The organism is Devosia sp. 1635 (assembly GCF_013185955.1).
GTDB lineage: Bacteria > Pseudomonadota > Alphaproteobacteria > Rhizobiales > Devosiaceae > Devosia.
Window position 1 is genome coordinate 1,117,948 of sequence record NZ_JABAOM010000001.1, and the last position, 23,973, is coordinate 1,141,920.

Sequence of the window (23,973 nt, forward strand, 5' to 3'; positions counted from 1 at the left end):
CCATGGCTCAAAACCAAAGGGACGAACTCGTTTTTGTGCCGCTCGGCGGCGTCGGCGAAATCGGGATGAATATGGGCGCCTATGGCTTTGGCCCTGAGCGCTCGCGCAAGTGGATCGTTGTTGATTGCGGCGTCAGCTTCGGCGGTCCCGATCTGCCCGGGATCGAGCTGATCATGGCCAATCCCGAATTTCTCGAAGAACGCGCTGATGACGTGCTTGGACTGATCCTGACGCACAGCCACGAAGATCACTACGGCGCTGTACTGGATCTGTGGCCGGGTTTTGAAAAGCCGGTTTACTGCACGCCCTTTACGGCCGCCATGCTGGCCGCCAAGCGGGCAGGGGATGGCATTGTCGAGAATGTCGATGTCACCATCATGCAGCCGGGCAAGCCGTTCAATGTCGGCCCGTTCACCATAGAGGCGATCAACGTCGCGCACTCGATCCCCGAAAGCAATGCGCTGCTGATCTCGACTCCCATCGGTCGCGTGCTGCACACGGGTGACTGGAAGCTCGACCCTACGCCGGTGATCAACAAGCCGACCGATTTTGCCCGCCTGCAGGCTATTGGCGAGGATACCTCGACGCCGCTTGCTTTGGTCTGCGATTCGACCAACGCAATGAAGGAGGGCGAAAGCCCGAGCGAAGCCGAGGTCGCGATCAACCTCGAAGCGCTGATCGCCAATGCACCAAATCGCGTCGCGGTCACGACTTTTGCGTCCAATGTCGGCCGGGTTGTTTCAATCGTACGCGCCGCTGAAAAGGCGGGGCGTCAGGTCGTGCTGTCGGGTCGTTCGCTGCACCGGATCATGGGCATTGCCCGCGAGCTGGGCATGCTCGAAGGTCTGCCGCCCTTGCTGGACCAGGATGCTTATCGGGGCCTACCGCGCGACAAGGTCGTTTTGATCTGCACCGGCTCGCAGGGCGAAGCGCGCGCGGCCATTGCTCGCATTGCCCGGGGCGAGCACCCGGTCATTGAGCTCAATGCGGGCGATCGCATGATCTTCTCGTCCTGGGCCATTCCTGGCAACGAGCGCGAAGTGATCGATATCCAAAACCTCCTCATCGACAAGGGCGTGGAGCTGATCACCCAGAACAATGGCCTGGTCCATGTGACGGGCCACCCGCGCCGTGGCGAGCTGCAAAAGCTATATTCCTGGGTAAAGCCCGAGGTGCTGGTGCCAGTGCATGGCGAGGCGGCGCATCTGCAGGCGCATGCCAAGCTTGGTCGGGAGTCAGGTATTCCCAATGTGATCGATGCGCGCAATGGCGACATGGTGCGCTTGTTCCCAGAGCCGCTGGCCTTTCCGGCCGAAGTGCGCACCGGCGAGCTTTATCTCGACGGTCTGGTGCTGTGCACGCCTGAGGAATCCGGCGTCAAGGGTCGGCGCCGCCTGTCCTTTGGCGGCCATGTGGTGGTCAGCCTCTGCGTCGGCAGCAATGGCCAGATCGTTTCGGGTCCCGACCTGGTTGTTGAAGGTTTGCCTGAGACCGAGGACGAATCCCTGACCGACCTGGTCGAGGACACGATTGCCGGCGTGTTGAAAAGCATGCCCCCCAAGCGGCGCAGCGATGCCGAAGTGCTCAACTCGGCGATATTCAAGGCGATCCGCAACGAGGTGAACCTTTATTGGGGCCGCAAGCCCAATGTTTCGGTGTTCGTGCACCGGGTATGATCGTCCGAACTGAAGCTTGAGGGCGGCATTCTGCCCCCTCGACTTTAGTATCGGCCGCGCGCATGTCTCGTTGGCAAATAGGAAAGAAGCATTGCCATGCCGATCGGCTCGATCCTCGCTGTCTTCTTTGTCGTCTGGTGGCTCTGCTTTGTCGCGGTGCTGCCCATCGGCACACAAAGCCAGCATGAGATTGGCAATGTGACGCCTGGCACCGAGCCGGGTGCGCCGGCAGTGCCGCGCTTGTTGCGCAAGGTCATTGTGGCGACTCTCCTTGCTGCAGTTGTGACGCCCTTGCTGCTCTGGGGTGTCAACAACGGTATCTTGCACGACTACTGGAACCGCTGAGTGCGCCGGTTCGATCGAGGGACATCAATACTGAACGGTGATCAGATGCGCCGATGACCGGGAAGCAGTCGCTCTCCCCTAGTCTTGCGGGTAGCGCGACTAGGGTACTGAATCAAAAAAGCAGGGCACATGGCCCTGCTTGTTTGAGTTTGACGACATACGCTGGTCTTAGGCTCGCTCGAAAGCGGCTGCCAACGCTCCTCCCTGACGCTGCCGACGTCTAGCGGTGTGAACCGCCTTTGCTTTATTGACACGGAACCTAACAAGTTGTTGTAGGACTGTCACGCAGATTCTGCATGCCTTCTATGCTTGAATTGGATGGACGCGCGGCCCTTCAATAGGCATCAAGCAAGCCCTTGCCTCGCTTTAATGTTTTCGGAGTCGCTATGCGCCTGTCTCGCTATTTCCTGCCAGTGCTCCGTGACGTTCCCAAGGAAGCCGAGATCGTCTCGCATCGTTTGATGCTGCGCGCCGGCATGATCCGCCAGCAGGCTTCGGGCCTCTATAGCTGGTTGCCCTTTGGCTATAAGGCACTGATGAAGGTGCAGCGCATCATCGAAGAGGAGCAGAACCGCTCCGGCGCCGTGGAGCTACTCATGCCCACGATCCAGTCCGCCGATCTGTGGCGGGAATCCGGCCGCTATGATGCTTACGGCAAGGAAATGCTGCGCATCCAGGACCGGCACGAGCGCGAATTCCTGTATGGCCCCACCAACGAGGAGATGATCACCGACATCTTTCGGGCCTACGTGAAATCCTACAAGGATCTGCCGCTCAACCTCTACCACATTCAGTGGAAGTTCCGCGACGAGGTGCGCCCGCGCTTCGGCACGATGCGCTCGCGCGAATTCCTGATGAAGGACGCTTATAGCTTCGATCTGACCAAGGAAGACGCCGTTCGCGCTTACCAGCGCATGTTCGTCGCCTATCTGCGCACCTATGCCCGTATGGGGCTCACCGCCATCCCGATGCGCGCCGATACCGGCCCGATTGGCGGCGATCTCAGCCATGAGTTCATCATCCTGGCCGAAACCGGCGAAAGCCAGGTGTTCTGCCACCGCGACCTGCTGGACAAGCCGATTCCGGCCAAGGACACCGACTTCCGCGGCGACCTCAACCCCATCGTCGACGACTGGACTTCGCTCTACGCTGCCACCGAGGAGATGGTGGACATGGGCGATTACGAGGCCCAGGTGCCCGAGGACAAGCGCATTTCCGCGCGCGGCATCGAGGTCGGCCATATTTTCTACTTCGGGACCAAGTATTCCGAGCCCATGAAGGCGAGCGTCACCGGTCCGGACGGCAAGGAAACCATCGTGCATATGGGTTCGTATGGCATTGGCCTGACCCGGCTGCTGCCGGCGATCATCGAAGCCAGCCATGACGATGCCGGCATCATCTGGCCCGTCAGCGTCGCCCCATTCGAAGCGGTGCTGATCAATCTCAAGGCCGGCGATGCCGCCTGCGATGCGGCGTGTGACGCCCTTTATGGCGAGCTGCAGGCAGCGGGTCTCGACATGCTCTATGACGATCGCGATCAGCCAGCGGGCGGCAAGTTTGCTACCGCCGATCTGGTCGGCATTCCCTACCAGATCATCCTTGGGCCACGTGGGCTCAAATCGGGTGAGGCCGAGATCAAGCATCGCAAGACCGGCGAGCGCGAGACGCTGCCCATCGCCGCCGCCGTCGAGCGGCTCCGCTCGCTGATTGAACCGCAAAGAAAGACCGACATTTGACCGATCAGGTCCAGCCCGCCGCGAGCGCTGGCACGCGCCCGTTCTCCCGCTTCGAATGGATGATTGCCGGCCGCTATCTTCGCGCCCGCCGCAAGGAAGCATTCATCTCCGTGATTGCCAGCCTGACCATGGTTGGCGTCGCCATCGGCGTTGCGACCCTGATCGTCGTTATGTCGGTGATGAACGGCTTTCGCGAGGAATTGCTGACAAAGATCCTGGGGCTGAATGGCCACTTCACGGCTTTCCCGATCGAGCGTGAGTTCACCGACTACAAATCTGCCATCGCGGATCTTGAAGAGGTCGAAGGCGTGAACTTCGCGGTTTACTTCGTGGAAGGGCAGGTGCTGGCATCCGGGCGCGGCAATTCAACCGGGGTCAGCGTTCGCGGCATGGACCTGGAGAACATCCAGAAGCTGGACCTGTTGTACCAGGCCGCCGAGCAAGGCGGCTGGGATGGCTGGGATGAAGGCCGTGGCGTTGCCATTGGCTACCGCCTGGCCCAAACGCTTGGCCTGTCGTTGGGAGACCAGGTAACCATCATCAATCCGGATGGGGCGATGACGCCATTTGGCAGCACGCCCCAGATCCGCTCCTACCCGGTGAGCGTCATCTTTGATCTGGGCATGATCGAGTTCGACTCGCTGTTCATGTATATGCCGCTGGAGCCCGCGCAGGATTACTTCAAGCTCGTAGACGAGGTGCTCAAGCCCGGACAGCCCCCGCTCGGACCCATGGCCACTGATGCGGAAATCGATGCCGCCTATGAGCGGGTGCCGCGCGTAACGGCCGCCGAGATCTTCATCGATAATCCCGATGACGTCACGCTGATGCGCGAGCGGCTTTCTGATCCGGACCGTCGTCCATTGGTGTTGACCGACTGGCAGCAGCGCAACGAGACCTTTTTCTCGGCCCTTCAGGTCGAACGGGTGGTGATGTTCACCATCCTATCGATGATCATCGTGGTTGCGGCCTTCAACATTATCTCGAGCCTGATCATGCTGGTGAAGGACAAGAGCGCCGACATTGCGGTGCTGCGCACCATGGGCGCGACGCGCGGCGCCATCATGCGGGTCTTTTCCATCACAGGCACGACGATCGGGGTGATCGGAACGGTGGTCGGAACCGTTCTGGGGCTTATCGTTGCTGCCAATGCCGAGCCGCTGCGAGCGTTCATTTCCAATACGCTCGGAGTGGCGATTTTCCCACCTGAGGTGTTCTTTCTGTCGTCCTTGCCGTCCAAGACCGATCCGCTGGAAGTCACCATCGTGGTAAGCCTTGCGCTCGCGCTGAGCTTTTTGGCCACCCTTTATCCCGCTTGGCGGGCAGCCCAATACGATCCGGTAGAGGCGCTTCGCTATGAGTAGACCGCACCTCGTCCTGACCGATGTTCACCGCCATTATGGCCAGGGCGACGCGACTGTTCGCGTGCTCGAAGCCGCCAATCTGACGGTGGAGAGCGGCGAGCTGGTTGCCCTCGTCGCGCCCTCGGGTGCGGGTAAATCCACATTGCTGCACTTGTCCGGGCTGCTGGAGTCGCCGCAAAGCGGCGAGGTGGAGATCACCGGCATCCGCACCAGCAAGCTTGGTGATCGTGGCCGCACGCAATTGCGGCGATCGACAGTTGGCTATGTCTACCAGTTCCACCACCTGCTGCCCGAGTTCACGGCGCTGGAAAATGTCTCCATGCCCCAGCTGATCGCGGGCAAGACGAGCGCGGAGGCACAAGCACGCTCGATGGAACTGCTCGACTTGCTTGGCGTAAAGCCACGGGCGACCCATCGGCCGGCCGAACTCTCGGGCGGTGAACAGCAGCGCATCGCGATTGCCCGAGCCGCGGCCAACCACCCCAAGGTCATCCTTGCCGATGAGCCGACTGGCAATCTCGATCCGGACACCAGCGACCTGGTGTTCGAAGCGTTGCGCTCCCTGATCCGCAACGAAGGCGCCGCGGCCTTGATCGCCACCCACAATCATGACCTTGCTCGCAGGGCCGACCGCATTGTCACCTTGCGTGGCGGTCTGGTCGTCGAACACACGCTTTAGCCTCGGCCGCTGACGCTTGATGCTCCTTCTCCTCGGCCAGGCCGGGGAAGGGGCGTTTGCCTTCTGTACCTCTGCCATTTGGCGGCCGCCTGAATGGTCACGCGCAGCTTCTTCTCCCCGCCTTAACAACCGGCAGGGACCTCGCTCGCACCGTTCATCCCTTAACGATCAGCTAACCAATCAGCGGCAATCCACGCTGTTCACGGAGTTCAATCTCGACAAGAACAAAACGAGAACATACAAGGAGAGCATTCAACGGAGACACCGACATGATCACCTTCATCAAGGATTTGGCCGCGTTCGTCACCCTCGGCGCCTTCACCATTGGCTCGCTCACCTGGATGGATATCGTCAGCCGACTCGTGTGAGGCTTGTTGTGGGCAACGGCACCGCAATGGGTTCCGCCGCTGCCCGCAGGCTGTCACAAAGACGGCCTAGGAGACGAGCATGAGCGGCCCCGGTTTCATTCACCTTCACGTCCATTCTGCCTTTTCGCTGCTGGAAGGCGCGCTGCAGCTTGAGACCATTCTCAAGCTGGCCAAGGAGGACCACCAGCCCGCATTGGGGATTGCTGATACCAGCAATCTGTTCGGTGCCCTGGAATTCTCCGAGAAGGCTAGCAAGAAGGGCATTCAGCCCCTGATCGGGGTGGAGCTCCCATTCGATTTCGCAGCGGCCGAAGAGCGCGTGAGCGAACGCGGCCATGTGGCTTGGGCCGGCAAATCCAGCGTTGTGCTGATGGCCACCAGCGAAACGGGCTATGCCAATCTGTCGCGACTGGTGTCACGTGCCTATCTGGAAGGGGAGGGGGGCAATGCCAGCGCGCGCCTCGACTGGCTCAGCCGCGAAGGGCTCGAAGGGGTGATCTGCCTATCAGGCGGGCCCGAAGGTGCCATCGACATGCCCTTCGCCATGGGCCAGGACAACAATGCGCTCGCTCGACTAGATCGGCTTTCCAACCTATTCGGTGATCGGTTCTATATCGAGCTGCAGCGCCATGGCAGGGCGGTGGAGGCGTCGGTCGAGCCGCGACTGATCGATTATGCCTACCGTCATGGCATACCACTGGTTGCAACCAACGAGCCCTTCTTCAAATCGGCCAAGGAGTATGAGGCCCATGACGCGCTGCTGGCGATTGCCGGCGGCACGGTGCTGGCGCAAACCGAGCGCCGCAAGCTCAACGACCAATATTATTTCAAGACCCGCGCCGAAATGGCGGAGCTGTTTGCCGATCTGCCCGAAGCACTCGATTCCACCGTCGAGATCGCTCGTCGGGTCGCCTATCGGCCGCGCACGCGTGGGCCCATCCTGCCGAAATTTGCGGCCGGTTCGCACGCCACCGAAGACGAAGTTGTGGCAGCGGAAGCGGCGGAGTTGCGCCGCATCGCCGTTGAGGGGCTGGACAAGCGCATTGCGACTACCGGCATTGCCCCTGGCAAGAGCGAAACTGAATATCGCGAGCGGCTCGATTTCGAGCTCAGCATCATCGAGAAGATGAAGTTCCCCGGCTACTTCCTGATCGTGGCCGACTTCATCCAATGGTCGAAAGCCCACGACATCCCCGTCGGCCCAGGCCGCGGCTCGGGCGCCGGTTCCTTGGTTGCCTATGCCACCACCATCACCGATCTCGATCCGCTTCGCTACAATCTGCTGTTTGAACGCTTCCTCAATCCGGAACGCGTTTCTATGCCCGACTTCGATATCGATTTCTGCCAGGATCGGCGCGAAGAGGTCATCGACTACGTGCAGCGCAAGTATGGCGCCAGCCAGGTCGCTCAGATCATTACCTTCGGTACGCTCCAGGCCCGCGCCGTGCTGCGCGATGTCGGTCGCGTGCTGCAGATGCCCTATGGCCAGGTGGACCGCATCTGCAAGCTCGTGCCAGCTAATCCGGCCGACCCGTGGTCCATCGAGCGCACCATGAATGAGGTGCCGCAGTTCAAGCAGATGGCTGAGGACGACGAGACGGTTGGCCAACTCGTCGAGATCGCCAAGTCGCTCGAGGGTCTGTTCCGCCATGCCTCGACCCACGCCGCCGGCATCGTAATCGGGGATCGGCCGCTGCAGGAACTGCTGCCGCTTTACCGCGATCCGCGCTCGGCGATGCCGGTGACGCAATACAACCTCAAATGGGTTGAACCGGCGGGTTTGGTGAAGTTCGACTTCCTGGGTCTCAAGACCCTGACCACGATCCGTTATGCCGTCGACATGGTCAAGAAGCGCGGGGTCGAACTCGACATCGACGCCATCCCGATCGACGACAAGGCGACCTATAAGCTTTATTCCCGCGGCGACACCTACGGCATCTTCCAGTTTGAATCGCCCGGCATGCGCCGCGCCTTGATGGACCTCAAGCCCGACCGCATTGAAGACCTGATCGCGATGAACGCGCTTTATCGACCGGGCCCGATGGACAACATCCCGAGCTTCATCGACCGCAAGCATGGGCGCGAGGAGGTGGAATATCCCCATCCCAAGCTGAGCGAAGTGCTCGACGAAACCTATGGCATCATCGTCTACCAGGAGCAGGTGATGCAGATCGCCCAGCTCTTGTCGGGCTATTCGCTGGGCGAAGCAGACATGCTGCGCCGGGCCATGGGCAAGAAGATCAAGGCGGAGATGGATAACCAGCGCATCCGCTTCCGCGAAGGCTCGGGCCCGCAGGGCGTCAGCGAAGCGCTCGCCGATCAGATCTTTGATCTGTTGGCCAAGTTCGCCAATTACGGCTTCAACAAGAGCCACGCCGCCGCTTACGCCTGGGTGTCCTACCAGACGGCTTACCTCAAGGAGCATTATCCGCACGAGTTCTATGCCGCCTCCATGACCCTCGACATGGCGCAGACCGACAAGCTGTCCGACTTCCGCCGCGAGGCGGGCAAGAAGCGCATAGAAGTCGTGGCACCTTGCGTGAACAAGTCGGAAGTGGTCTTCGCGGTGAAGGACGATCGCATCCATTATGGTCTGTCCGCCGTCAAGGGCGTCGGCAGGGCCATGGCCGAGCACATTGTGGAAGTTCGCGGCGACCAGCCCTTCAAGGACTTGGGCGACTTTGCCCGGCGGGTCGACCCGCGGGTGCTCAACAAGCGCACGCTGGAAACGCTGGTCAATGCCGGCGCCTTCGACGAATTGGTGCCGCGCCGCGAAGTTGCCTTCGCCGCCATGGATGCTGTCATCGGCACCGCCCAGGCGCTGGCGAGTGAGCGCAATGAAGGGCAGTGGAACATGTTCGATTCCGCGGGACCCGAACCGTTCCGCCTGCCCACGGGGATCCCGGCATGGAACTCCACCGAGCGCGCCGACCGTGAACTATCCGCGATCGGATTTCACCTTTCGGCTCACCCGCTGGACGCCTATTCCGACCTGTTCGAAAAGCTTCGTGTGCAGCGCTGGAGCGATTTCGAGCGTGCAGTCAAGGATGGGGCGTCGGCGGGGCGCCTCGCGGGTACTATCGCGAGCCGCCAGGATCGCCGAACCCGCAAGGGCACGCCGATGATGATCCTGACCCTGTCGGACCAGACCGGCACCTTTGAGTGCATCGCTTTTTCCGAACAGATCAACGAGTTTGGCGGCGTGCTGCAGCCCGGCAAGTCCGTGATCCTGCAGGTCGGCGCCGACGAGCGAGCCGACGGCGTAAGCCTCAGGTTGTTGTCCGCCGAGGCGATCGAAGGGGTGGCGGAAAAAGTGGATCGGCGCCTCACGGTCTTTGCTGACGACGCGAGATGCCTCGGGCCAATCAGCGCCCAGCTCAAGCGGGGCGGGGAAGGGTCGGTCAACTTTGTCGTCGTCCGCGGTGGGGGCGAGCGCGAATACGAGATCGAACTGCCAGGGGGCTACCGCCTCAACGCCGAGATCGCCATTGGCATCAAGGCGCTCGAGGGGGTCGCGGATGTAAGGCTGCATTAGGCCCGAGCCATGGTGCCGCATGGGGACCACGGCACAGACTGGTGCTTGCCTTTGCGGCTATCCTCCCCTATATCCGCCCATGTGTCTGGCTGCGGCCAGCGCGATTTCACACACGAGGCCGGCTTTCCTCTGGAAGGCCATCCGGTGGCGGGGCAACCCGCCGCAAGATCTCGTGGCGGCATCAACCGGTAAACAAGGAGCAGCCATCATGGCTTTGCCCGATTTCTCCATGCGCCAATTGCTCGAAGCAGGCGTCCACTTCGGCCACCAGAAGCACCGCTGGAACCCCAAGATGGAGCGCTTCATCTTTGGTGTTCGCAACGACATCCACATTCTCGACCTGAGCCAGACTGTTCCGGCTCTCAGCCGCGCCCTGCAGCTGATCAGCGACACCGTTGCTGACGGCGGCCGTGTTCTGTTCGTGGGCACCAAGCGTCAGGCTGCCCCCCTGGTCGCCGATGCGGCCAAGCAGTCGGCGCAGTACTACGTCAACTCGCGTTGGCTCGGTGGTACCCTGACCAACTGGCAGACCATTTCGAACTCGATCTCGCGTCTGCGCGAACTTGAGGCGATGAGCGAAGACGAGCTTGCGCTGCGCACCAAGAAAGAGCGCCTGATGATGAGCCGCGAAAAGGAGCGCCTGGAGCGTGACCTTGGCGGCATCAAGGACATGGGCAATGTTCCCAGCCTGCTGTTTGTGATCGACACCAACAAGGAAGCGAACGCCATCAAGGAAGCTCGCCGCTTGGGCATCCCGGTGATCGCTATTGTCGACACCAACAGTGATCCCGACACCGTAGATTTCCCGATTCCGGGCAATGACGACGCCAGCCGTGCGCTGGAGCTTTATGTGTCGCTCGTGTCCAAGGCTGCGATCGACGGCATCGGCCGCTCTTCAAGCGCTCTGGGTGCGGATCTTGGCGCAGCCGACCAGGCTCCGGCCGAAGATCTCCCTGAAGAGACCGCCGCCGCCAACTGATCCAGCGCGCTGGATTTCATCTTGAACCAAAGAACGCGGCCTCCCAGTGAGGCCGCCAAAGGGTGAACCCTATGGAAATCACTGCAGGCATGGTCAAGCAGCTCCGCGAGGCGACTGGCGTGGGCATGATGGACTGTAAAAAGGCATTGGCCGAGACCAATGGCGACATGGAAGCTGCGATCGATTGGCTGCGCACGCGCGGCCTCGCCAAGGCTGCCAAGAAGGCTGATCGGGTCGCCGCTGAAGGTCTCGTCGGCGTTGCCACCAGCGGCAACAAGGCCGCTGTGGTCGAAGTCAATTCCGAGACCGACTTTGTGGCACGCAACGAGCAGTTCCAGAACATCGTTGGCAATATCGCCAAGCTCGCACTCGATGCAGACGGCGACGTGGTCAAGCTTGGCGAAATGCCGTTCCCCGGCTCGGGTCATTCGGTTTCGGCTGAACTGACCGAAGCGATCTCCAAGATCGGCGAGAACATGAATCTGCGCCGCACGGAAACCCTGGCGGTCTCCGATGGCGTGGTGGAAAGCTATGTGCACTCCGCCGTTAAGCCCGGCATGGGCAAGATCGGCATTCTGGTTGGCCTTGAGTCCACCGGTGACAAGGCTGCGTTGGCAACGCTGGGCAAGCAGCTCGCCATGCATATTGCCGCCACCAACCCGCTCTCGATCTCGCCCGACGACCTTGATCAGGATGTCGTGGCGCGCGAGCGCACGATTTTCGCCGAGCAGGCCCGCGAAAGCGGCAAGCCAGCCGAGATCATCGAGAAGATGGTCGAAGGCCGCGTACGCAAGTACTACGAGGAAGTCACGCTGCTGGCGCAGACCTTCGTGATCGACGGCGAAACCAAGGTTGGCGATGCGATCAAGAACGCCGAAAAGGCTGTCGGCGCGCCGATCAAGCTGACCAAGTTCATCCGCTACGCTTTGGGTGAAGGTATCGAGAAGGTCGAGTCCGACTTCGCTGCCGAAGTTGCCGCTACCGCTGGCATCAAGAACGAGCAGCCTGCTCAGTAATAACCGGGCGAAGGCGGGTCCCCGTAGGGGCCTGCCTCCGTTCTTTCGCGTATGCCGACACGCTCAAATCCGCATCACGCCCGCTTCCCCGCCGCTCACAGCTGTGCAATAGGGTAGCAGGCTGCTTCGGCTCCCTTGTTTTTTGCAGAAGGAATTGCCGATGACCGGCTACAAACGCATTTTGCTCAAGGTCTCGGGCGAAGTGTTAGCTGGCGATCAGTCCTTCGGCATCGAGCCTGAATTTCTCCATTCCGTGGCCAGCCAGATTGCCGATGCCGCCAAGGGCGGGACGGAGATCGCCATTGTCATTGGCGCCGGTAACATCTTCCGTGGCATGGCCGTGGCTGCCGATGGGACGGATCGCGTCACCGCTGACCTGATGGGCATGCTCGGCACGGTGATCAATTCCCTCGCGCTCTCCAATGCCATTTCCCGCCAGGGCGTGAAGTCAAAGGTGTTTTCGGCCCTCACCATGCCATCGGTCGCCGATAACTTCACCGCACGCGCCGCCAAGGCTGCTTTGGATGAGGGTTATGTGGTGGTGTGCGCCGGTGGCACCGGCAATCCGTTCTTTACCACGGACACCGCTGCTGCGCTCAAGGCGATCGAGCTTGATTGCGACGTGCTGCTCAAGGGTACCAAGGTTGATGGGGTTTATTCCGAGGACCCCAAGAAGAATCCCCTGGCCACGCGCTATGAAAGCGTGAGCTATGACGAAGTGATCAGCCGCAACCTCAAAGTCATGGACACCGCCGCCTTCGCGCTTGCGCGTGACAATGCATTGCCAATAATCGTTTATGCGCTGGACGACCAGGAAGGTCTGTCCGGCGTTCTAGCTGGCACGGCTCGCAGTACACGAGTCGGTAAAGCTAAATAGCCTATAAGGACGCACATCATGGCCACTTACTCCCTCAGTGATCTCAAGAACCGGATGCAGAAGTCCATCACGTCCCTGCGTGAGGAACTTGCCGGATTGCGCACGGGTCGCGCTAGCGCCAGTTTGTTGGAGCCGGTGTCGGTGGAAGCCTATGGCTCGCGGATGCCGCTGAACCAGGTTGCCACCGTGACCGTGCCCGAGCCCCGCATGCTGAGCGTCCAGGTCTGGGATCGCTCGATGGCTAACGCCGTCGAGAAGGCGATCCGGGACAGCGGCCTGGGCCTGAACCCCATCGGGGAAGGCCAGGTGATCCGCGTTCCGCTACCAGAGCTCAATGAAGAGCGTCGGCGCGAGCTGACCAAGGTTGCCCACAATTATGCCGAACAGGCCCGCGTGGCCGTGCGTCACATCCGTCGTGATGGCATGGACATTCTCAAGAAGGCCGAAAAGGACGGTGACATGAGCCAGGACGATGCTCGCACGCAATCCGACCTGGTGCAGAAGGCTACCGATGCCGCCGTGGCGGAGATCGATGCCGTCGTCGCGACCAAAGAACAGGAAATCATGCAGGTCTGACGGTCTTGCACTGCGCCGGGAGGGCGTAGATGTCCAGCGAACCCGCTATCACCGCCGAACTCGCGCCTCGAACGCGCCTGCGCATCCCTGTGCATCTCGGCGTCATCATGGATGGCAATGGCCGTTGGGCCAAGGCGCGTGGCAAGCTGCGCACCGAGGGGCATATCGAAGGCGTCAAGTCGCTGCGCAACCTGGTTGAGCTATGCATCAACTATGGCGTGCCGCACCTGACGGTGTTCAGCTTTTCGTCCGAGAACTGGACCCGCCCCAAGGAAGAAGTCGCATTTATCTTCAACCTGCTCCGGCGCTTCGTTGCCTCTGACTTGCAGCGCCTGATCCGCAACAATGTGCAGGTACGCATCATTGGCGACCGGGCAGGGCTGGAGCCATCGCTGGTTCGGCTGATTGACGATGCCGAAGCCAAGACGCGCGACAACACTGGCCTCGTCCTGATTGTGGCGTTCAACTATGGCGGCAAGGCAGAGATCGCCAATGCGACGCGCCGGATCGCCAGGGAAGTCGCCGCGGGACGCTTGTCGCCGGACGACATTACCGAGGAAACCATTGCCGGTGCACTTTACACCGCCGGCATTCCGGACCCTGACTTGATCATCCGAACCAGCGGCGAGCAGCGCATTTCCAACTTCCTGTTGTGGCAGGCGGCCTACTCGGAGTTCGTCTTTGTGGACGAATACTGGCCCGACTTTGGGGAAGAGAGTTTCCTGAAAGTTCTCCAAACTTTCTCGCTGCGCGATCGGCGTTTCGGTGGGATCGGATCTGCTGGGCCATGACTATGCCGGACGCCCCTTTGGGACAGCCTTCGCCGCCGCGCCGTCGGGTCTGGGCTGATCTGGGGCCCCGCATTGGGTCTGCCGTGGTGTTGATCGCCTTGACGGCATCTGCCCTTTACATCGGGGGCGCCTTCTTTGCCCTTGTTGTTAGCCTGGTGTTTGCCGGAGCCTATCGCGAATGGGAAACCATGGTTTCCCGGGCGCCGCTGACGCCCTTCGGCTGGATGCTCATTGCGGCCGTGGCGTTGTCCGGTCTGGTTTATCCCTTCGCTGGAATTTCGGCCTCGATTGCTATCATTGCCATTGCCTGCGTGCTTGCCTTGCTGGCCCGAGGTGAGGGCATGTGGTGGCGAGTTGCAGGGCTGGTGCTGTTTGGCGCCGTCATCATTGCCGCCCAGGCACTCAGGGGGACGAGTTTCTCTGGTGTCTGGGCTGGCCTTTACCTCGGCACCGTTGTGTGGATGACCGATTCCGCCGCATTTTTCACCGGTCGCCAGATCGGTGGCGAGAAGCTTGCGCCCGATATTTCGCCGTCCAAGACCTGGTCCGGCGCTCTGGGCGGCCTGGCACTCGGCACAACAGCCGGGCTCGTGGTCTGGATTTTGGTCTCGGACTCACCATGGTGGATCGGCCTGCTGCTATCAGCCGCAATCAGCGTTCTTGGGCAATTGGGCGATCTGTGCGAAAGCGCCGTCAAGCGGCACTTCCGAGTAAAGGACAGCGGCGACATCATTCCCGGGCACGGGGGCTTGATGGATCGCCTGGACAGCCTGACATTGAGTGTGCTGCTGGTTGTTGCGATTGGCGCAATGCATGCGGGTTGGGGCGCGGTAGCCGAAGGGCTCCTCTACTGGTAGGTTGAACCAGACGCCGCCGCCGGAACAAGGTATTCAATGCTCGATTTTGTCGCCTGGCCTTTGTCCTATGTGATTCCATTTTTGGTCGTTCTGACCGTGATCGTGTTCGTTCATGAGATGGGCCACTACCTGGTCGCGCGCTGGAATGGTGTGGCCGTGGATGCGTTTTCCATCGGCTTTGGCCCGGAGCTGATCGGCTGGAACGACCGGGCGGGGACACGCTGGCGGATCTCGGCCATTCCGTTGGGCGGCTATGTGAAGTTCACCGGCGACATGAACGTTGCGAGCGTTCCGGATCCGGAGGCCCTCGCACAGGTTGACCCGGCGCTGGCGCCTCATTTGTTTCAGAACAAGAATGTTTGGCAACGCATTGCCGTGGTCGCTGCGGGGCCGGTCGCCAATATATTGCTGACCTTCCTGATCCTTTATGCCCTTCTGCTGGGCTATGGACGCTATACCATTCCGCCGGTGATCACCGAGGTGATTGCCGGGTCGGTCGCCGAGTCGGCAGGACTGCAGGCTGGCGATGTGATCACCGGTGTTGATGGCTATGCCGTGCGCGGTTTCGAGGATTTCCAACGCTTCGTCGCCACCAGCCCCGAACGTCAGGTGACCCTCGAGATCGAACGCAACGGCGCGCCGCAAAGCCTTGTCCTCGTTCCCGAGGCCGTGGATGTGCAGGACCGCTTCGGCAACAACCAGCGCATCGGCCGCATCGGCGTCAGCCGTGATGTCGAGCAAACCGAGGTGACGCTTTACCGGCCCGGTCCGGTGGAAGCGATCGGGATGACCTTTGAGGAAATCCGCTTCATCATCCAGCGCACGGGCGCGTTTCTGGGGGACTTCTTTGTCGGGCGGGGCGATGTCGAGCAACTCGGCGGACCCGTAAAGGTCGCCAAGGTTTCGGGGGAGGTGGCCACACTCGGCATCATCCCTTTGATCAACCTTATGGCGCTACTGTCGCTAAACATCGGCGTCTTCAACCTGCTGCCGATCCCCATGCTCGATGGTGGACACCTGTTATATTACCTCGTTGAGGCAGTGCGGGGACGACCACTAAGCATTAAAGTTCAGGAAATAGGCTTCCGATTCGGCTTCGCACTGGTGGTGGCGTTAATGGTCTTCACGCTGTTTAACGATACGCTCTTCGCCTATTTGCGGACGCTGGGTTAATGCTTCTTAACCTTGGTTCTCAAGGTGTTGCACGAATACAAGGCATCCAAGCATTTGCTAACCGCGTCGCGGCTTTAGCCTTGTCCTTGGTTAAATAACCGGTAAAACGGTTCAATGGAGTGGGCTGGGGGGATTGCTGTGCATGGCGAGTCCCCGAGCCGGTCGCAGAAGGCAAATTAATATGACTCAATCGAAGCTTATGCGCGGCGTGGCGCTCGCAATCCTGAGTGCTGCAGCTCCTGTTATCGGGTCTGGTGTTCCGCTTATCGGCGCAGTCGCGGCGCAGGCTCAGGAGCAACTGGTCGGCTCGGTGTTGTTCGAAGGCAATCGCCGCTTCTCGGACGCTCAGTTGCTGGCCATGGTGGATGTGTCCGCCTCCGGTGTTTTCACCCAGCAGCGTCTTGCTTCCGACATTGAAAGCATCCGTCAGGCTTATGACGCCGACGGCTTCATGTCGGTCGGTGTGACAGCGCGGACTGAAACCATCGCCGATGGCCGGGTGCGGGTTACCTTCGTGATCAATGAAGGGGAGCGTGCTGGCATCGCCGCCATCAACTTCACTGGCAACAATGCATTTAGCACGGGCAACCTCAAGGGCGCCATCACGACCAAGGAAACGGGCTTCCTGAGCTGGTTGCTCAAGGATGACTCCTACGATGATCGCCGGATTGCCGTCGACCGTGAGTTGATCCGCCTGTACTACGCCAATCGCGGTTATCCCGATGCGCAGGTTACCTCGGTCGGCGAGTATGATGCTGCCCGCAATGCCTACTTCATCAACTTTACCGTCAATGAAGGTCAGCGCTACGAGTTCGCCAATGTTGGCATCGAGACCAGCATCGAGGGGCTCAATACGCAGGCTTTGACCAGCACTGTGCGTACGAACGAAGGTGGTCGCTACTCCATTACGGACCTGCAGCGCACCATCGAAGACATGGCATATGAAGCCACGGCGCAGGGCTATTCCTTTGCTGATGTTCGCGCCCGTATGGATCGTGACGTCACCAATGGCCGGTTCAACGTTACCTACCTGGTTGATGAGGGTGCCCGCGTCTATGTCGAGCGCGTCAACATCACGGGCAACGAGAAGACGCGTGATTTCGTGATCCGTCGCGAGTTGGAGTTCGCTGAAGGCGACCCCTTCAACCGTGCACTGCTGGTTCGCGGTCGCAAGGAAATCCAGGATCTGGGTTACTTCTCAACTGTTGAAGTGACGACCCAGCCCGGCTCTTCCGCCGACAAGGTCATCGTCAATATCGCTGTGACCGAGAGCTCCACGGGTGAGTACGGTGCCACGGCCGGTTACTCCACCACCGAAGGTATCCTGGGCGAGGTCTCGCTGACCGAGCGTAACTTCCTTGGTCGTGGCCAGTATCTGCGTGCCGCTGTTGGTGCCTCGGAATCGGGCAAGACCTTCGACTTCTCCTTCACCGAGCCCCGTTTCATGGGTCTGCAGGTGTCGGCGGGCGTTGATGCCTATCACCGCATCGTCGATGAGACCGATCGGAACTTCTACGGCTTTACCTCTACCGGCGGCCAGGTGCGTTTCGGCGCCCCGATCCTTGGCAACCTCTCGGGTACAGTGTTTACCGGTATCGAACAGAAGGTCGTCGTGGACGAAGATCCCGACAACTCGGCGCTGTTCGATGATGGTGAGGAATTCTACAAGGCCTTTATCGGCTACACCCTCACCTGGAACGGTGTTGATAGCGTCAAGAAGCCGACCGAGGGCCTTTATGCGACCTTCACCCAGCAATATATCGGCTGGGACTACAACCTGGTGAAGACCGAGGCTCGTGGGCGCTACTTTGTGCCGCTGCTCGATGACAGCGGGATCGTGGCCAGCGTCAAGGGCCAGGCCGGTATCGTCCACGCTCTGGGCGATGGCGAAGTCAGCCCGCTTGAGGCGTTCATGCCCGGTTCGCAGCTGATCCGTGGGTTCGAGGGTCGTGGCCTTGGGCCGCGCCTGGAAAGCGGCGAATATCTCGGTGCGACCATGTATGCCGGTCTTTCTGCCGAAGTTCAGTTCCCGATCCCGGTTCTGCCGGAGAGCTATGGTGTGAGCGGCGCCGTCTGGGCTGACGCTGCATGGGTGGATGGTATTCCCGATGCGCAGGGCAACCCTGTGGACCCTGGCAGCGAGAACGAGCCGCTACGGACCTCCATCGGTGCGTCGCTCATCTGGGACTCGCCGTTTGGTCCGCTGCGTGGCGATTTCTCCCACGTGCTCAGCAAGTCGGAAGCCGATCGCACCCAGGTGTTCCAGCTGACCCTGTCGACCTTGCTCTAGTCGCCCGGGCGTGAAACAGTTCTAAGAGCCGCGGGGCGGTAGCGCCGCGGCTCTTTGCTTTTTTAAGTGACACAATGGTCGACACCCGCTTTCACCGTTTTTCCGGTCCCGCCTCCATCGGCACCATTCTGTCTAGCCTTGGCCGAACCGACCTGCTTGCCGGTCTATCCGAAGACGCCGCCGGTCATATCGTAACCGGTGCAAGCGAGCTGGAGCTCGCCGGCCCCGGGGATGTTGCACTGGCGGCGCACAGCTCGTATCTGGAGCAGCTACGCGGCACTAGCGCCGGGGCGGTCATTGTTTCGGCCGAACTGCGTGACGCCGTACCGGAGGGGCTCATAGCGATAACGGCCCCCAAGCCGCACCACCTCTTTGCCGATTTCCTGGATTACCTCTATCCCGCAAGCACACGGGGCGTGATGGCCGCGGAACGGGCCGATCTGGGGGCGCCGGTGTTCGAGCTCGAGGTGTCGATTGGCTCCAATGTCGTAATCGGCTACGGGGTCGAGATCGGGCGGGGCACGACGATTGGTGCCAACACCGTTATCGGGGCCGGGGTGACGATCGGGCGCAATTGTGCCATCGCGGCCAACTGCACTATTGATTGCGCCCATATCGGCAATGAGGTGGTGCTGCATTCGGGCGTACGCATCGGCACCGAAGGTTTTGGCTGGCTTGACTTCGGCCAGACGAACCGCAAATTGCCACAACTCGGGCGCGTGCTGATCCAGGATCGCGTCGAGGTCGGCGCCAATTCCACCGTCGACCGTGGCGCGCTGGGCGACACCTGCCTAGGCGAGGGCACCAAGATCGATAATTTGGTGCAGATTGGCCATAACTGCCGGATCGGCCGCAACTGCTTGATCGCGGCAATGTCGGGCCTGTCCGGCTCGACCATTGTCGAGGATGGCGTGCTGATGGGCGGCGGGGTAGGCACTTCGGGTCACTTGACCATTGGCGCCGGCTCGGTCGTACATGGCCGCGCTGCGGTCACCAAGGACTGGCCCGCAGGCTCCAAGCTCGCCGGGGCACCGGCGCAGGACATTCGAGACTTTTGGCGCGAGATCGCCACCATGCGTAAATTGACCAAGGGGGACAGACGGCATGACTGAGGACGTGACTACTGCAACCGAGCTCGGGGCCATGAGCTTGGCTGAAATCCTCAAGAGCCTGCCGCATCGCTACCCCATGCTGATGATCGACCGGATCATCGACATCGACGGCGACGAAACGGCTGTCGGCATCAAGAACGTCACCTTCAACGAGCCCATCTTCCAGGGTCATTTTCCTGAGAACCCGATTTTCCCGGGCGTGCTCATCATCGAAGGCATGGCGCAGACCGCCGGCGCCATCGTGATCAAGCATGACTCCGGCACGGGCCGGAAGAACATCGTGCTGATGCTGGGCGTGGACAAGGCCAAGTTCCGCAAGCCGGCGATTCCAGGCGACAAGATCGAGTTTCACATCGCCAAGATCCAGCGCCGCCGCAATGTCGGCCGCTACGAGGCGCGGGCGATTGTCGATGGCACGGTCATCGCCGAAGCCGAGATTACTGCAATGATTGTCGAGGCCACTTCGTGACTCAAGCCTTTGTGCATCCCACCGCCATCGTCGCACCCGGCGCGCAACTGGGGCAGGGGGTCAAGATCGGTCCCTACTGCATCGTGGGCGAACACGCGGTGCTGCACGACGGTGTCGAGCTGATTTCCCATGTGTCCGTAGACGGCCATACCGAGATCGGTGCGGCCACGCGCATTTTCCCCTTCGCTTCCGTGGGGCACGTGCCCCAGGATCTGAAATATCACGGCGAGGCATCGCGCCTCGTCATCGGCGAGCGCTGCACCATCCGCGAGGCCGTGACGCTGAACCCGGGCACCGAGAATGGCGGCATGCTGACACAGATCGGCAATGACTGCCTGATCATGGCCAATGCCCATGTCGCGCATGACTGCATCATCGGCAACAATGTCATCATGGCCAACTATGTCGGTATCGCCGGGCACTGCCATGTCGGAGACAATGTGATCTTTGGTGGCATCTGCGTGGTGCATCAGTTCACCCGCATCGGCAACCATGCCTTTATCGGCGCCCAGTCGATGATCGATGGTGATGTGATCCCCTATGGCATGGCGGTCGGCAACCGCGCTTCGCTGGCGGGGCTCAACCTCGTGGGCCTGAAGCGCCGCAAGTTCGATCGGGAGGCGATCCACCGCTTGCGCGCGGCTTACCGCATGATCTTTTCCAACGAGGGTACGTTGCGCGAGCGCGTCGAGGACGCCGCCGAGTTGTTCAAGGACGACAAGCTGGTGCAGGACGTCGTGACCTTTATCGGCGCAGCCTCGGATCGGCCGATCCTGATGCCGCGGAACGGCCACTCGGCCGAGTGATGTGGCGTTCGGCTCGGCGATTGTCGATCTTTGCGGGTTCCGGAGATCTGGTGCCCCATGTCGTGCAGGCCGCACTTGAGGTCGGATACAAGGTGCAGCTGCTGGCGCTGACGCCGCGGCCGGATCTGGCCAAGATCAAGATGGTCGAGGCCAAGCTCGACAATCCCCTTGGCATCATCTGGTCGCTCAAGGTATTTCGTACGACCCATATCGCCTTTGCCGGCGGGCTTCACTTGCCCGACAAGGCACGGGAAGGCCTGATCCGCTTTGCCAATGGCAATGGTGCGCCCTCGCCAAGTGGTGAGGCGGGGCCGGTCGGCGACGCCGAACTGGCGGCGATTGGATCCGTACTCAAGAAGATGACAGGTGCCGATTTGATCGGTGTGCATGAACTGGCCCCCGACCTGTTGGCCCCGGAAGGCAGTATTGCCGGGCCAGGGATTGCAGATGAGGCCGTTCTGGCCGCAAGTTACACGCTGGGCGTCGCACGCGCGATCGGCGGCCTCGATATCGGGCAAGCGGCCGTGGCCTCGGGGCGTCGGGTTATTGCGGTAGAGGATATCGGCGGCACCGATGCGCTTATCGCTCGAATTGGCGAACTGCGGCGCACTGGGCTGGCGGGGGACGGCAGCACGCCCATGGTGCTGGCCAAGGCGATGAAGCCGCAGCAGCCGGCCTTTGCCGATCTGCCGGCAATCGGGCCCGATACGGTGACCAATTGTGCAGCGGCGGGCATCTCGGTGATTGCCGTGGAAGCGGGCCGCAGTCTTGTCCTGCAGCGGGCGGCGCTTGTCGAGGCGGCGGCGCGCCACGGGGTCAGCGTTATCGGCATCAAGCTGGCCGATGCGTAAGCCGCTCAAGCTCTTCATGCTGGCCGGCGAGCCTTCAGGAGACCGCATTGCCGCCGATCTGGTGCGGCGGCTGCAGGCTCGCGGGCCGCTCGACCTCAGTGGCGTCGGGGGCGACGAACTGACGGCGCTTGGGTTGCGCTCGCTGTTCCCGATGAGCGATCTGGCGGTGATGGGCATTACCGATGTGCTCAAGCGGCTGCCGCTGCTGCTGTGGCGGGTGGAGCAGACAGCGCGGGCCATTCGGGCTGCGGCGCCTGATGTGACTGTTCTGGTGGACGCGCAGGACTTTTCGGCTCTTGTGGCGCGGCGGCTGCGCGCAATGGGGTATGGCAAACCGCTGATCCTTTATGTTGCCCCCTCGGTCTGGGCCCGCGCGCCGCATCGCGCCGCCAAGCTCAAGCCCTTGTTCGATGAAGTGCTGGCGGTTCTGCCCTTCGAGCCCGAAGTGATGGCGCGGCTCGGTGGCCCACCTACCGCTTATGTGGGGCACCCCGCACTGGCCGAAGGTCGGCCGGTTAGCGCTCCTGCGGAGCGCGGCGAACTTATCCTGCTGCCCGGTAGCCGCGAGGGTGAACTGCGCCGGCACTTGCCCTTGTTCAAAACGGCAGTGGAGCAATTATCGCAGCATCCGGCGGTGACGGGGATAACAATTCCTACGCTGGCTACGCTCAAGCCGCGCCTCGTTGATGAAGTCGCCGACTGGCCGGTGCCGGTAACGGTGACGAGCGACCGGGCGGAGCGGGTGGAGCTTTATGGCCGCTCGGTGCTGGCGCTGTCGGTGGCGGGTACGGCGACGCTGGAGCTGGCGCTCTCGAACGTGCCCATGGTCGTTACCTATGTGATGGACAAGCATCAGTCGCGGGTGTTCGGCAAGCTGGGCCGACCAATGATCTCGCTGCCCAATATCATCCTTGGGCGTGCGGTGCTCGACGAGCTGGTGATGACCGAACCATCACCCCAAATGCTGGTAAATCACGCCACAGCGCTGCTCGACAGCAAAGAAGCCCGCCAGGCCCAGCAAGTGGCTTTCGGCGAGCTTCGCAAGCTGATGACCCAGGGCGTCCCCGGCATAGCGCGCCAGGATCCAGCTGACCGGATCCTGGCTCATCTCAGCGCCGGTTAGCGGCCTTCGATCGAGACATAGTCCCGCATAGGGGCGCCATCATAGAGCTGGCGTGGACGGCCGATCTTTTTCTGCGGATCGCCGATCATTTCCTTCCACTGCGCAATCCAGCCGACGGTGCGAGCCACGGCAAAGAGCACGGTGAACATGGAGGTGGGGAAGCCGATCGCGTCGAGGATTACGCCCGAGTAGAAGTCGACATTGGGGTAGAGCTTGCGATCAACGAAATAGGGGTCCTCGAGCGCAATGCGCTCCAGCTCCTGGGCGACCTGCAAGGTCGGGTTATTCTCGACTCCGAGGATGGCGAGCACGCGCTTGGCAGTTTCCTGCATCACGGTGGCGCGCGGATCGAAGTTCTTGTAGACGCGATGGCCAAAGCCCATCAGGCGGAACGGATCGCTCTTGTCCTTGGCGCGCGCGATATATTCCGGGATGCGGTCGACGGTGCCGATTTCGCGCAGCATGTTGAGCGCCGCTTCATTGGCGCCGCCGTGAGCGGGGCCCCAAAGGCAAGCAACGCCGGCAGCGATACAGGCGAATGGATTGGCGTCTGACGAACCCGACAGGCGCACGGTCGAGGTCGAGGCGTTCTGCTCGTGGTCGGCATGGAGCGTGAAGATCAGGTCCATGGCGCGGGCGATCTCGGGATCGACCTTGTATTCCTCGGCCGGCACGGAGAAGCACATATGCAGGAAGTTGGACGCGTAATCGAGATCGTTGCGCGGATAAACGAAGGGCTGGCCGACCGAATACTTGTAGGCCATGGCCGCAATGGTCGGCATCTTGGCAATCATGCGGATCGAGGCGATCTCGCGCTGCTGCGGATCATTGATGTCGGTCGAGTCGTGATAGAACGCCGCCATGGCGCCAACGACGCCGGTCATGATCGCCATCGGGTGGGCATCGCGGCGGAAGCCGCGATAGAAATAGTGCATCTGCTCATGCACCATGGTGTGGCGGGTCACCAGCGTTTCGAAGTCCTTGAGTTCGGTCTTGCTCGGCAGTTCGCCGTAGAGCAGGAGGTAGCAGACCTCGAGATAGTTGCTGCCTTCGGCAAGCTGGTCGATCGGGTAGCCGCGATAGAGCAACTGGCCCTTGTCGCCATCGATATAGGTGATGGCGCTGTCACAGGCGGCCGTGGAGGTGAAGCCGGGATCGTAGGTGAACATGCCCGTCTTGGAATACAGCGACCGGATATCGATCACATCGGGGCCGACGGTTCCTGACAGTACCGGGAACTCGAAAGTCTGGTCCCCGATAGTGAGCTTGGCGACTGGATCGGTCATTTAACTCTCCTCGATGGCCCGCGGCCTGGAGTGCAGAAAACACCGCAGAGGGGGCCGGCTATTG

General features: G+C 61.2%; 20 protein-coding genes. 19 read left to right on the forward strand and 1 reads right to left on the reverse strand.

Going from position 1 to position 23,973, the window contains the following annotated elements; translation table 11 throughout:
• The first annotated feature begins 2 nt into the window (after window positions 1-2).
• The 19 genes from HRU92_RS05770 (at window position 3) to HRU92_RS05860 (ending at window position 22,623) form a co-directional block, all read left to right on the forward strand.
• Window positions 3-1,676 (forward strand): ribonuclease J, encoded by a 1,674-nt coding sequence (locus HRU92_RS05770; RefSeq protein ID WP_172123309.1) that lies wholly within the window; start codon window positions 3-5, stop codon window positions 1,674-1,676.
• Between the two features lie 96 nt (window positions 1,677-1,772).
• Window positions 1,773-2,021 (forward strand): DUF1467 family protein, encoded by a 249-nt coding sequence (locus HRU92_RS05775; protein ID WP_172123310.1) that lies wholly within the window; start codon window positions 1,773-1,775, stop codon window positions 2,019-2,021.
• Between the two features lie 386 nt (window positions 2,022-2,407).
• On the forward strand, window positions 2,408-3,757 hold the full coding sequence (gene proS, locus HRU92_RS05780) for a proline--tRNA ligase (protein ID WP_172123311.1): 1,350 nt from the start codon (window positions 2,408-2,410) through the stop codon (window positions 3,755-3,757).
• A gap of 59 nt (window positions 3,758-3,816) precedes the next feature.
• Complete coding sequence (locus tag HRU92_RS05785; RefSeq protein WP_172124976.1) at window positions 3,817-5,121, forward strand: ABC transporter permease; 1,305 nt, start codon at window positions 3,817-3,819, stop codon at window positions 5,119-5,121.
• A complete protein-coding gene (locus HRU92_RS05790; RefSeq protein ID WP_172123312.1) occupies window positions 5,114-5,800 on the forward strand; it encodes an ABC transporter ATP-binding protein in 687 nt (228 codons plus the stop codon). The genes HRU92_RS05785 and HRU92_RS05790 overlap by 8 nt, the downstream gene beginning before the upstream one ends.
• 447 nt (window positions 5,801-6,247) lie before the next feature.
• Window positions 6,248-9,703, forward strand: a complete 3,456-nt coding sequence (gene dnaE / locus HRU92_RS05795) for a DNA polymerase III subunit alpha (protein WP_172123313.1) — start codon at window positions 6,248-6,250, stop codon at window positions 9,701-9,703.
• A gap of 208 nt (window positions 9,704-9,911) precedes the next feature.
• The gene (gene rpsB, locus HRU92_RS05800) at window positions 9,912-10,682 is read left to right on the forward strand and encodes a 30S ribosomal protein S2 (protein ID WP_127753058.1); all 771 of its coding nucleotides are present in this window, start codon (window positions 9,912-9,914) and stop codon (window positions 10,680-10,682) included.
• 71 nt (window positions 10,683-10,753) lie between these two features.
• On the forward strand, window positions 10,754-11,698 hold the full coding sequence (tsf, locus tag HRU92_RS05805; protein ID WP_127753059.1) for a translation elongation factor Ts: 945 nt from the start codon (window positions 10,754-10,756) through the stop codon (window positions 11,696-11,698).
• A 160-nt stretch (window positions 11,699-11,858) separates the two neighbouring features.
• Window positions 11,859-12,575, forward strand: coding sequence for a UMP kinase (pyrH, locus tag HRU92_RS05810; RefSeq protein WP_127753060.1), 717 nt, complete (start codon window positions 11,859-11,861; stop codon window positions 12,573-12,575).
• 18 nt (window positions 12,576-12,593) lie between these two features.
• Window positions 12,594-13,151, forward strand: coding sequence for a ribosome recycling factor (gene frr, locus HRU92_RS05815; RefSeq protein ID WP_127753061.1), 558 nt, complete (start codon window positions 12,594-12,596; stop codon window positions 13,149-13,151).
• Between the two features lie 29 nt (window positions 13,152-13,180).
• Window positions 13,181-13,942 carry an isoprenyl transferase gene (locus tag HRU92_RS05820; RefSeq protein WP_127753062.1) on the forward strand — a complete coding sequence of 254 codons (762 nt, stop codon included), beginning with the start codon at window positions 13,181-13,183 and terminating at the stop codon, window positions 13,940-13,942.
• Window positions 13,939-14,799, forward strand: coding sequence for a phosphatidate cytidylyltransferase (locus HRU92_RS05825; protein WP_172123314.1), 861 nt, complete (start codon window positions 13,939-13,941; stop codon window positions 14,797-14,799). The genes HRU92_RS05820 and HRU92_RS05825 overlap by 4 nt, the downstream gene beginning before the upstream one ends.
• A gap of 36 nt (window positions 14,800-14,835) precedes the next feature.
• The gene (gene rseP, locus HRU92_RS05830; protein ID WP_127753064.1) at window positions 14,836-15,972 is read left to right on the forward strand and encodes an RIP metalloprotease RseP; all 1,137 of its coding nucleotides are present in this window, start codon (window positions 14,836-14,838) and stop codon (window positions 15,970-15,972) included.
• Window positions 15,973-16,153: 181 nt separating this feature from the next.
• Window positions 16,154-18,262: an outer membrane protein assembly factor BamA gene (gene bamA / locus HRU92_RS05835; protein ID WP_172123315.1), complete on the forward strand. Its 2,109-nt coding sequence runs from the start codon at window positions 16,154-16,156 to the stop codon at window positions 18,260-18,262.
• A 74-nt stretch (window positions 18,263-18,336) separates the two neighbouring features.
• Entirely contained in the window at window positions 18,337-19,374 is a 1,038-nt protein-coding gene (lpxD, locus tag HRU92_RS05840) for a UDP-3-O-(3-hydroxymyristoyl)glucosamine N-acyltransferase (protein ID WP_172123316.1), read from the forward strand.
• Window positions 19,367-19,843 (forward strand): 3-hydroxyacyl-ACP dehydratase FabZ, encoded by a 477-nt coding sequence (fabZ, locus tag HRU92_RS05845; RefSeq protein ID WP_172123317.1) that lies wholly within the window; start codon window positions 19,367-19,369, stop codon window positions 19,841-19,843. The genes lpxD and fabZ overlap by 8 nt, the downstream gene beginning before the upstream one ends.
• Window positions 19,840-20,649: an acyl-ACP--UDP-N-acetylglucosamine O-acyltransferase gene (gene lpxA, locus HRU92_RS05850; RefSeq protein WP_172123318.1), complete on the forward strand. Its 810-nt coding sequence runs from the start codon at window positions 19,840-19,842 to the stop codon at window positions 20,647-20,649. Before fabZ ends, lpxA begins: the two co-directional genes overlap by 4 nt.
• 50 nt (window positions 20,650-20,699) lie before the next feature.
• Complete coding sequence (locus HRU92_RS20840) at window positions 20,700-21,500, forward strand: LpxI family protein (protein WP_172123319.1); 801 nt, start codon at window positions 20,700-20,702, stop codon at window positions 21,498-21,500.
• Window positions 21,493-22,623: a lipid-A-disaccharide synthase gene (locus HRU92_RS05860; RefSeq protein ID WP_172123320.1), complete on the forward strand. Its 1,131-nt coding sequence runs from the start codon at window positions 21,493-21,495 to the stop codon at window positions 22,621-22,623. The genes HRU92_RS20840 and HRU92_RS05860 overlap by 8 nt, the downstream gene beginning before the upstream one ends.
• Here the strand turns inward: HRU92_RS05860 and gltA are convergent.
• Window positions 22,620-23,909, reverse strand: coding sequence for a citrate synthase (gltA, locus tag HRU92_RS05865; protein WP_127753071.1), 1,290 nt, complete (start codon window positions 23,907-23,909; stop codon window positions 22,620-22,622). The two genes, HRU92_RS05860 and gltA, sit on opposite strands and share 4 nt — an antisense overlap.
• Window positions 23,910-23,973 lie beyond the last annotated feature (64 nt).

Coding starts and splice junctions, on each gene's coding strand:
- HRU92_RS05770 (WP_172123309.1), top strand. CDS start 3: ATGGCTCAAAACCAAAGGGACGAACTCGTTTTTGTGCCGCTCGGCGGC.
- HRU92_RS05775 (WP_172123310.1), top strand. CDS start 1,773: ATGCCGATCGGCTCGATCCTCGCTGTCTTCTTTGTCGTCTGGTGGCTC.
- proS (WP_172123311.1), top strand. CDS start 2,408: ATGCGCCTGTCTCGCTATTTCCTGCCAGTGCTCCGTGACGTTCCCAAG.
- HRU92_RS05785 (WP_172124976.1), top strand. CDS start 3,817: ATGATTGCCGGCCGCTATCTTCGCGCCCGCCGCAAGGAAGCATTCATC.
- HRU92_RS05790 (WP_172123312.1), top strand. CDS start 5,114: ATGAGTAGACCGCACCTCGTCCTGACCGATGTTCACCGCCATTATGGC.
- dnaE (WP_172123313.1), top strand. CDS start 6,248: ATGAGCGGCCCCGGTTTCATTCACCTTCACGTCCATTCTGCCTTTTCG.
- rpsB (WP_127753058.1), top strand. CDS start 9,912: ATGGCTTTGCCCGATTTCTCCATGCGCCAATTGCTCGAAGCAGGCGTC.
- tsf (WP_127753059.1), top strand. CDS start 10,754: ATGGAAATCACTGCAGGCATGGTCAAGCAGCTCCGCGAGGCGACTGGC.
- pyrH (WP_127753060.1), top strand. CDS start 11,859: ATGACCGGCTACAAACGCATTTTGCTCAAGGTCTCGGGCGAAGTGTTA.
- frr (WP_127753061.1), top strand. CDS start 12,594: ATGGCCACTTACTCCCTCAGTGATCTCAAGAACCGGATGCAGAAGTCC.
- HRU92_RS05820 (WP_127753062.1), top strand. CDS start 13,181: ATGTCCAGCGAACCCGCTATCACCGCCGAACTCGCGCCTCGAACGCGC.
- HRU92_RS05825 (WP_172123314.1), top strand. CDS start 13,939: ATGACTATGCCGGACGCCCCTTTGGGACAGCCTTCGCCGCCGCGCCGT.
- rseP (WP_127753064.1), top strand. CDS start 14,836: ATGCTCGATTTTGTCGCCTGGCCTTTGTCCTATGTGATTCCATTTTTG.
- bamA (WP_172123315.1), top strand. CDS start 16,154: ATGACTCAATCGAAGCTTATGCGCGGCGTGGCGCTCGCAATCCTGAGT.
- lpxD (WP_172123316.1), top strand. CDS start 18,337: ATGGTCGACACCCGCTTTCACCGTTTTTCCGGTCCCGCCTCCATCGGC.
- fabZ (WP_172123317.1), top strand. CDS start 19,367: ATGACTGAGGACGTGACTACTGCAACCGAGCTCGGGGCCATGAGCTTG.
- HRU92_RS05860 (WP_172123320.1), top strand. CDS start 21,493: ATGCGTAAGCCGCTCAAGCTCTTCATGCTGGCCGGCGAGCCTTCAGGA.
- gltA (WP_127753071.1), bottom strand. CDS start 23,909: ATGACCGATCCAGTCGCCAAGCTCACTATCGGGGACCAGACTTTCGAG.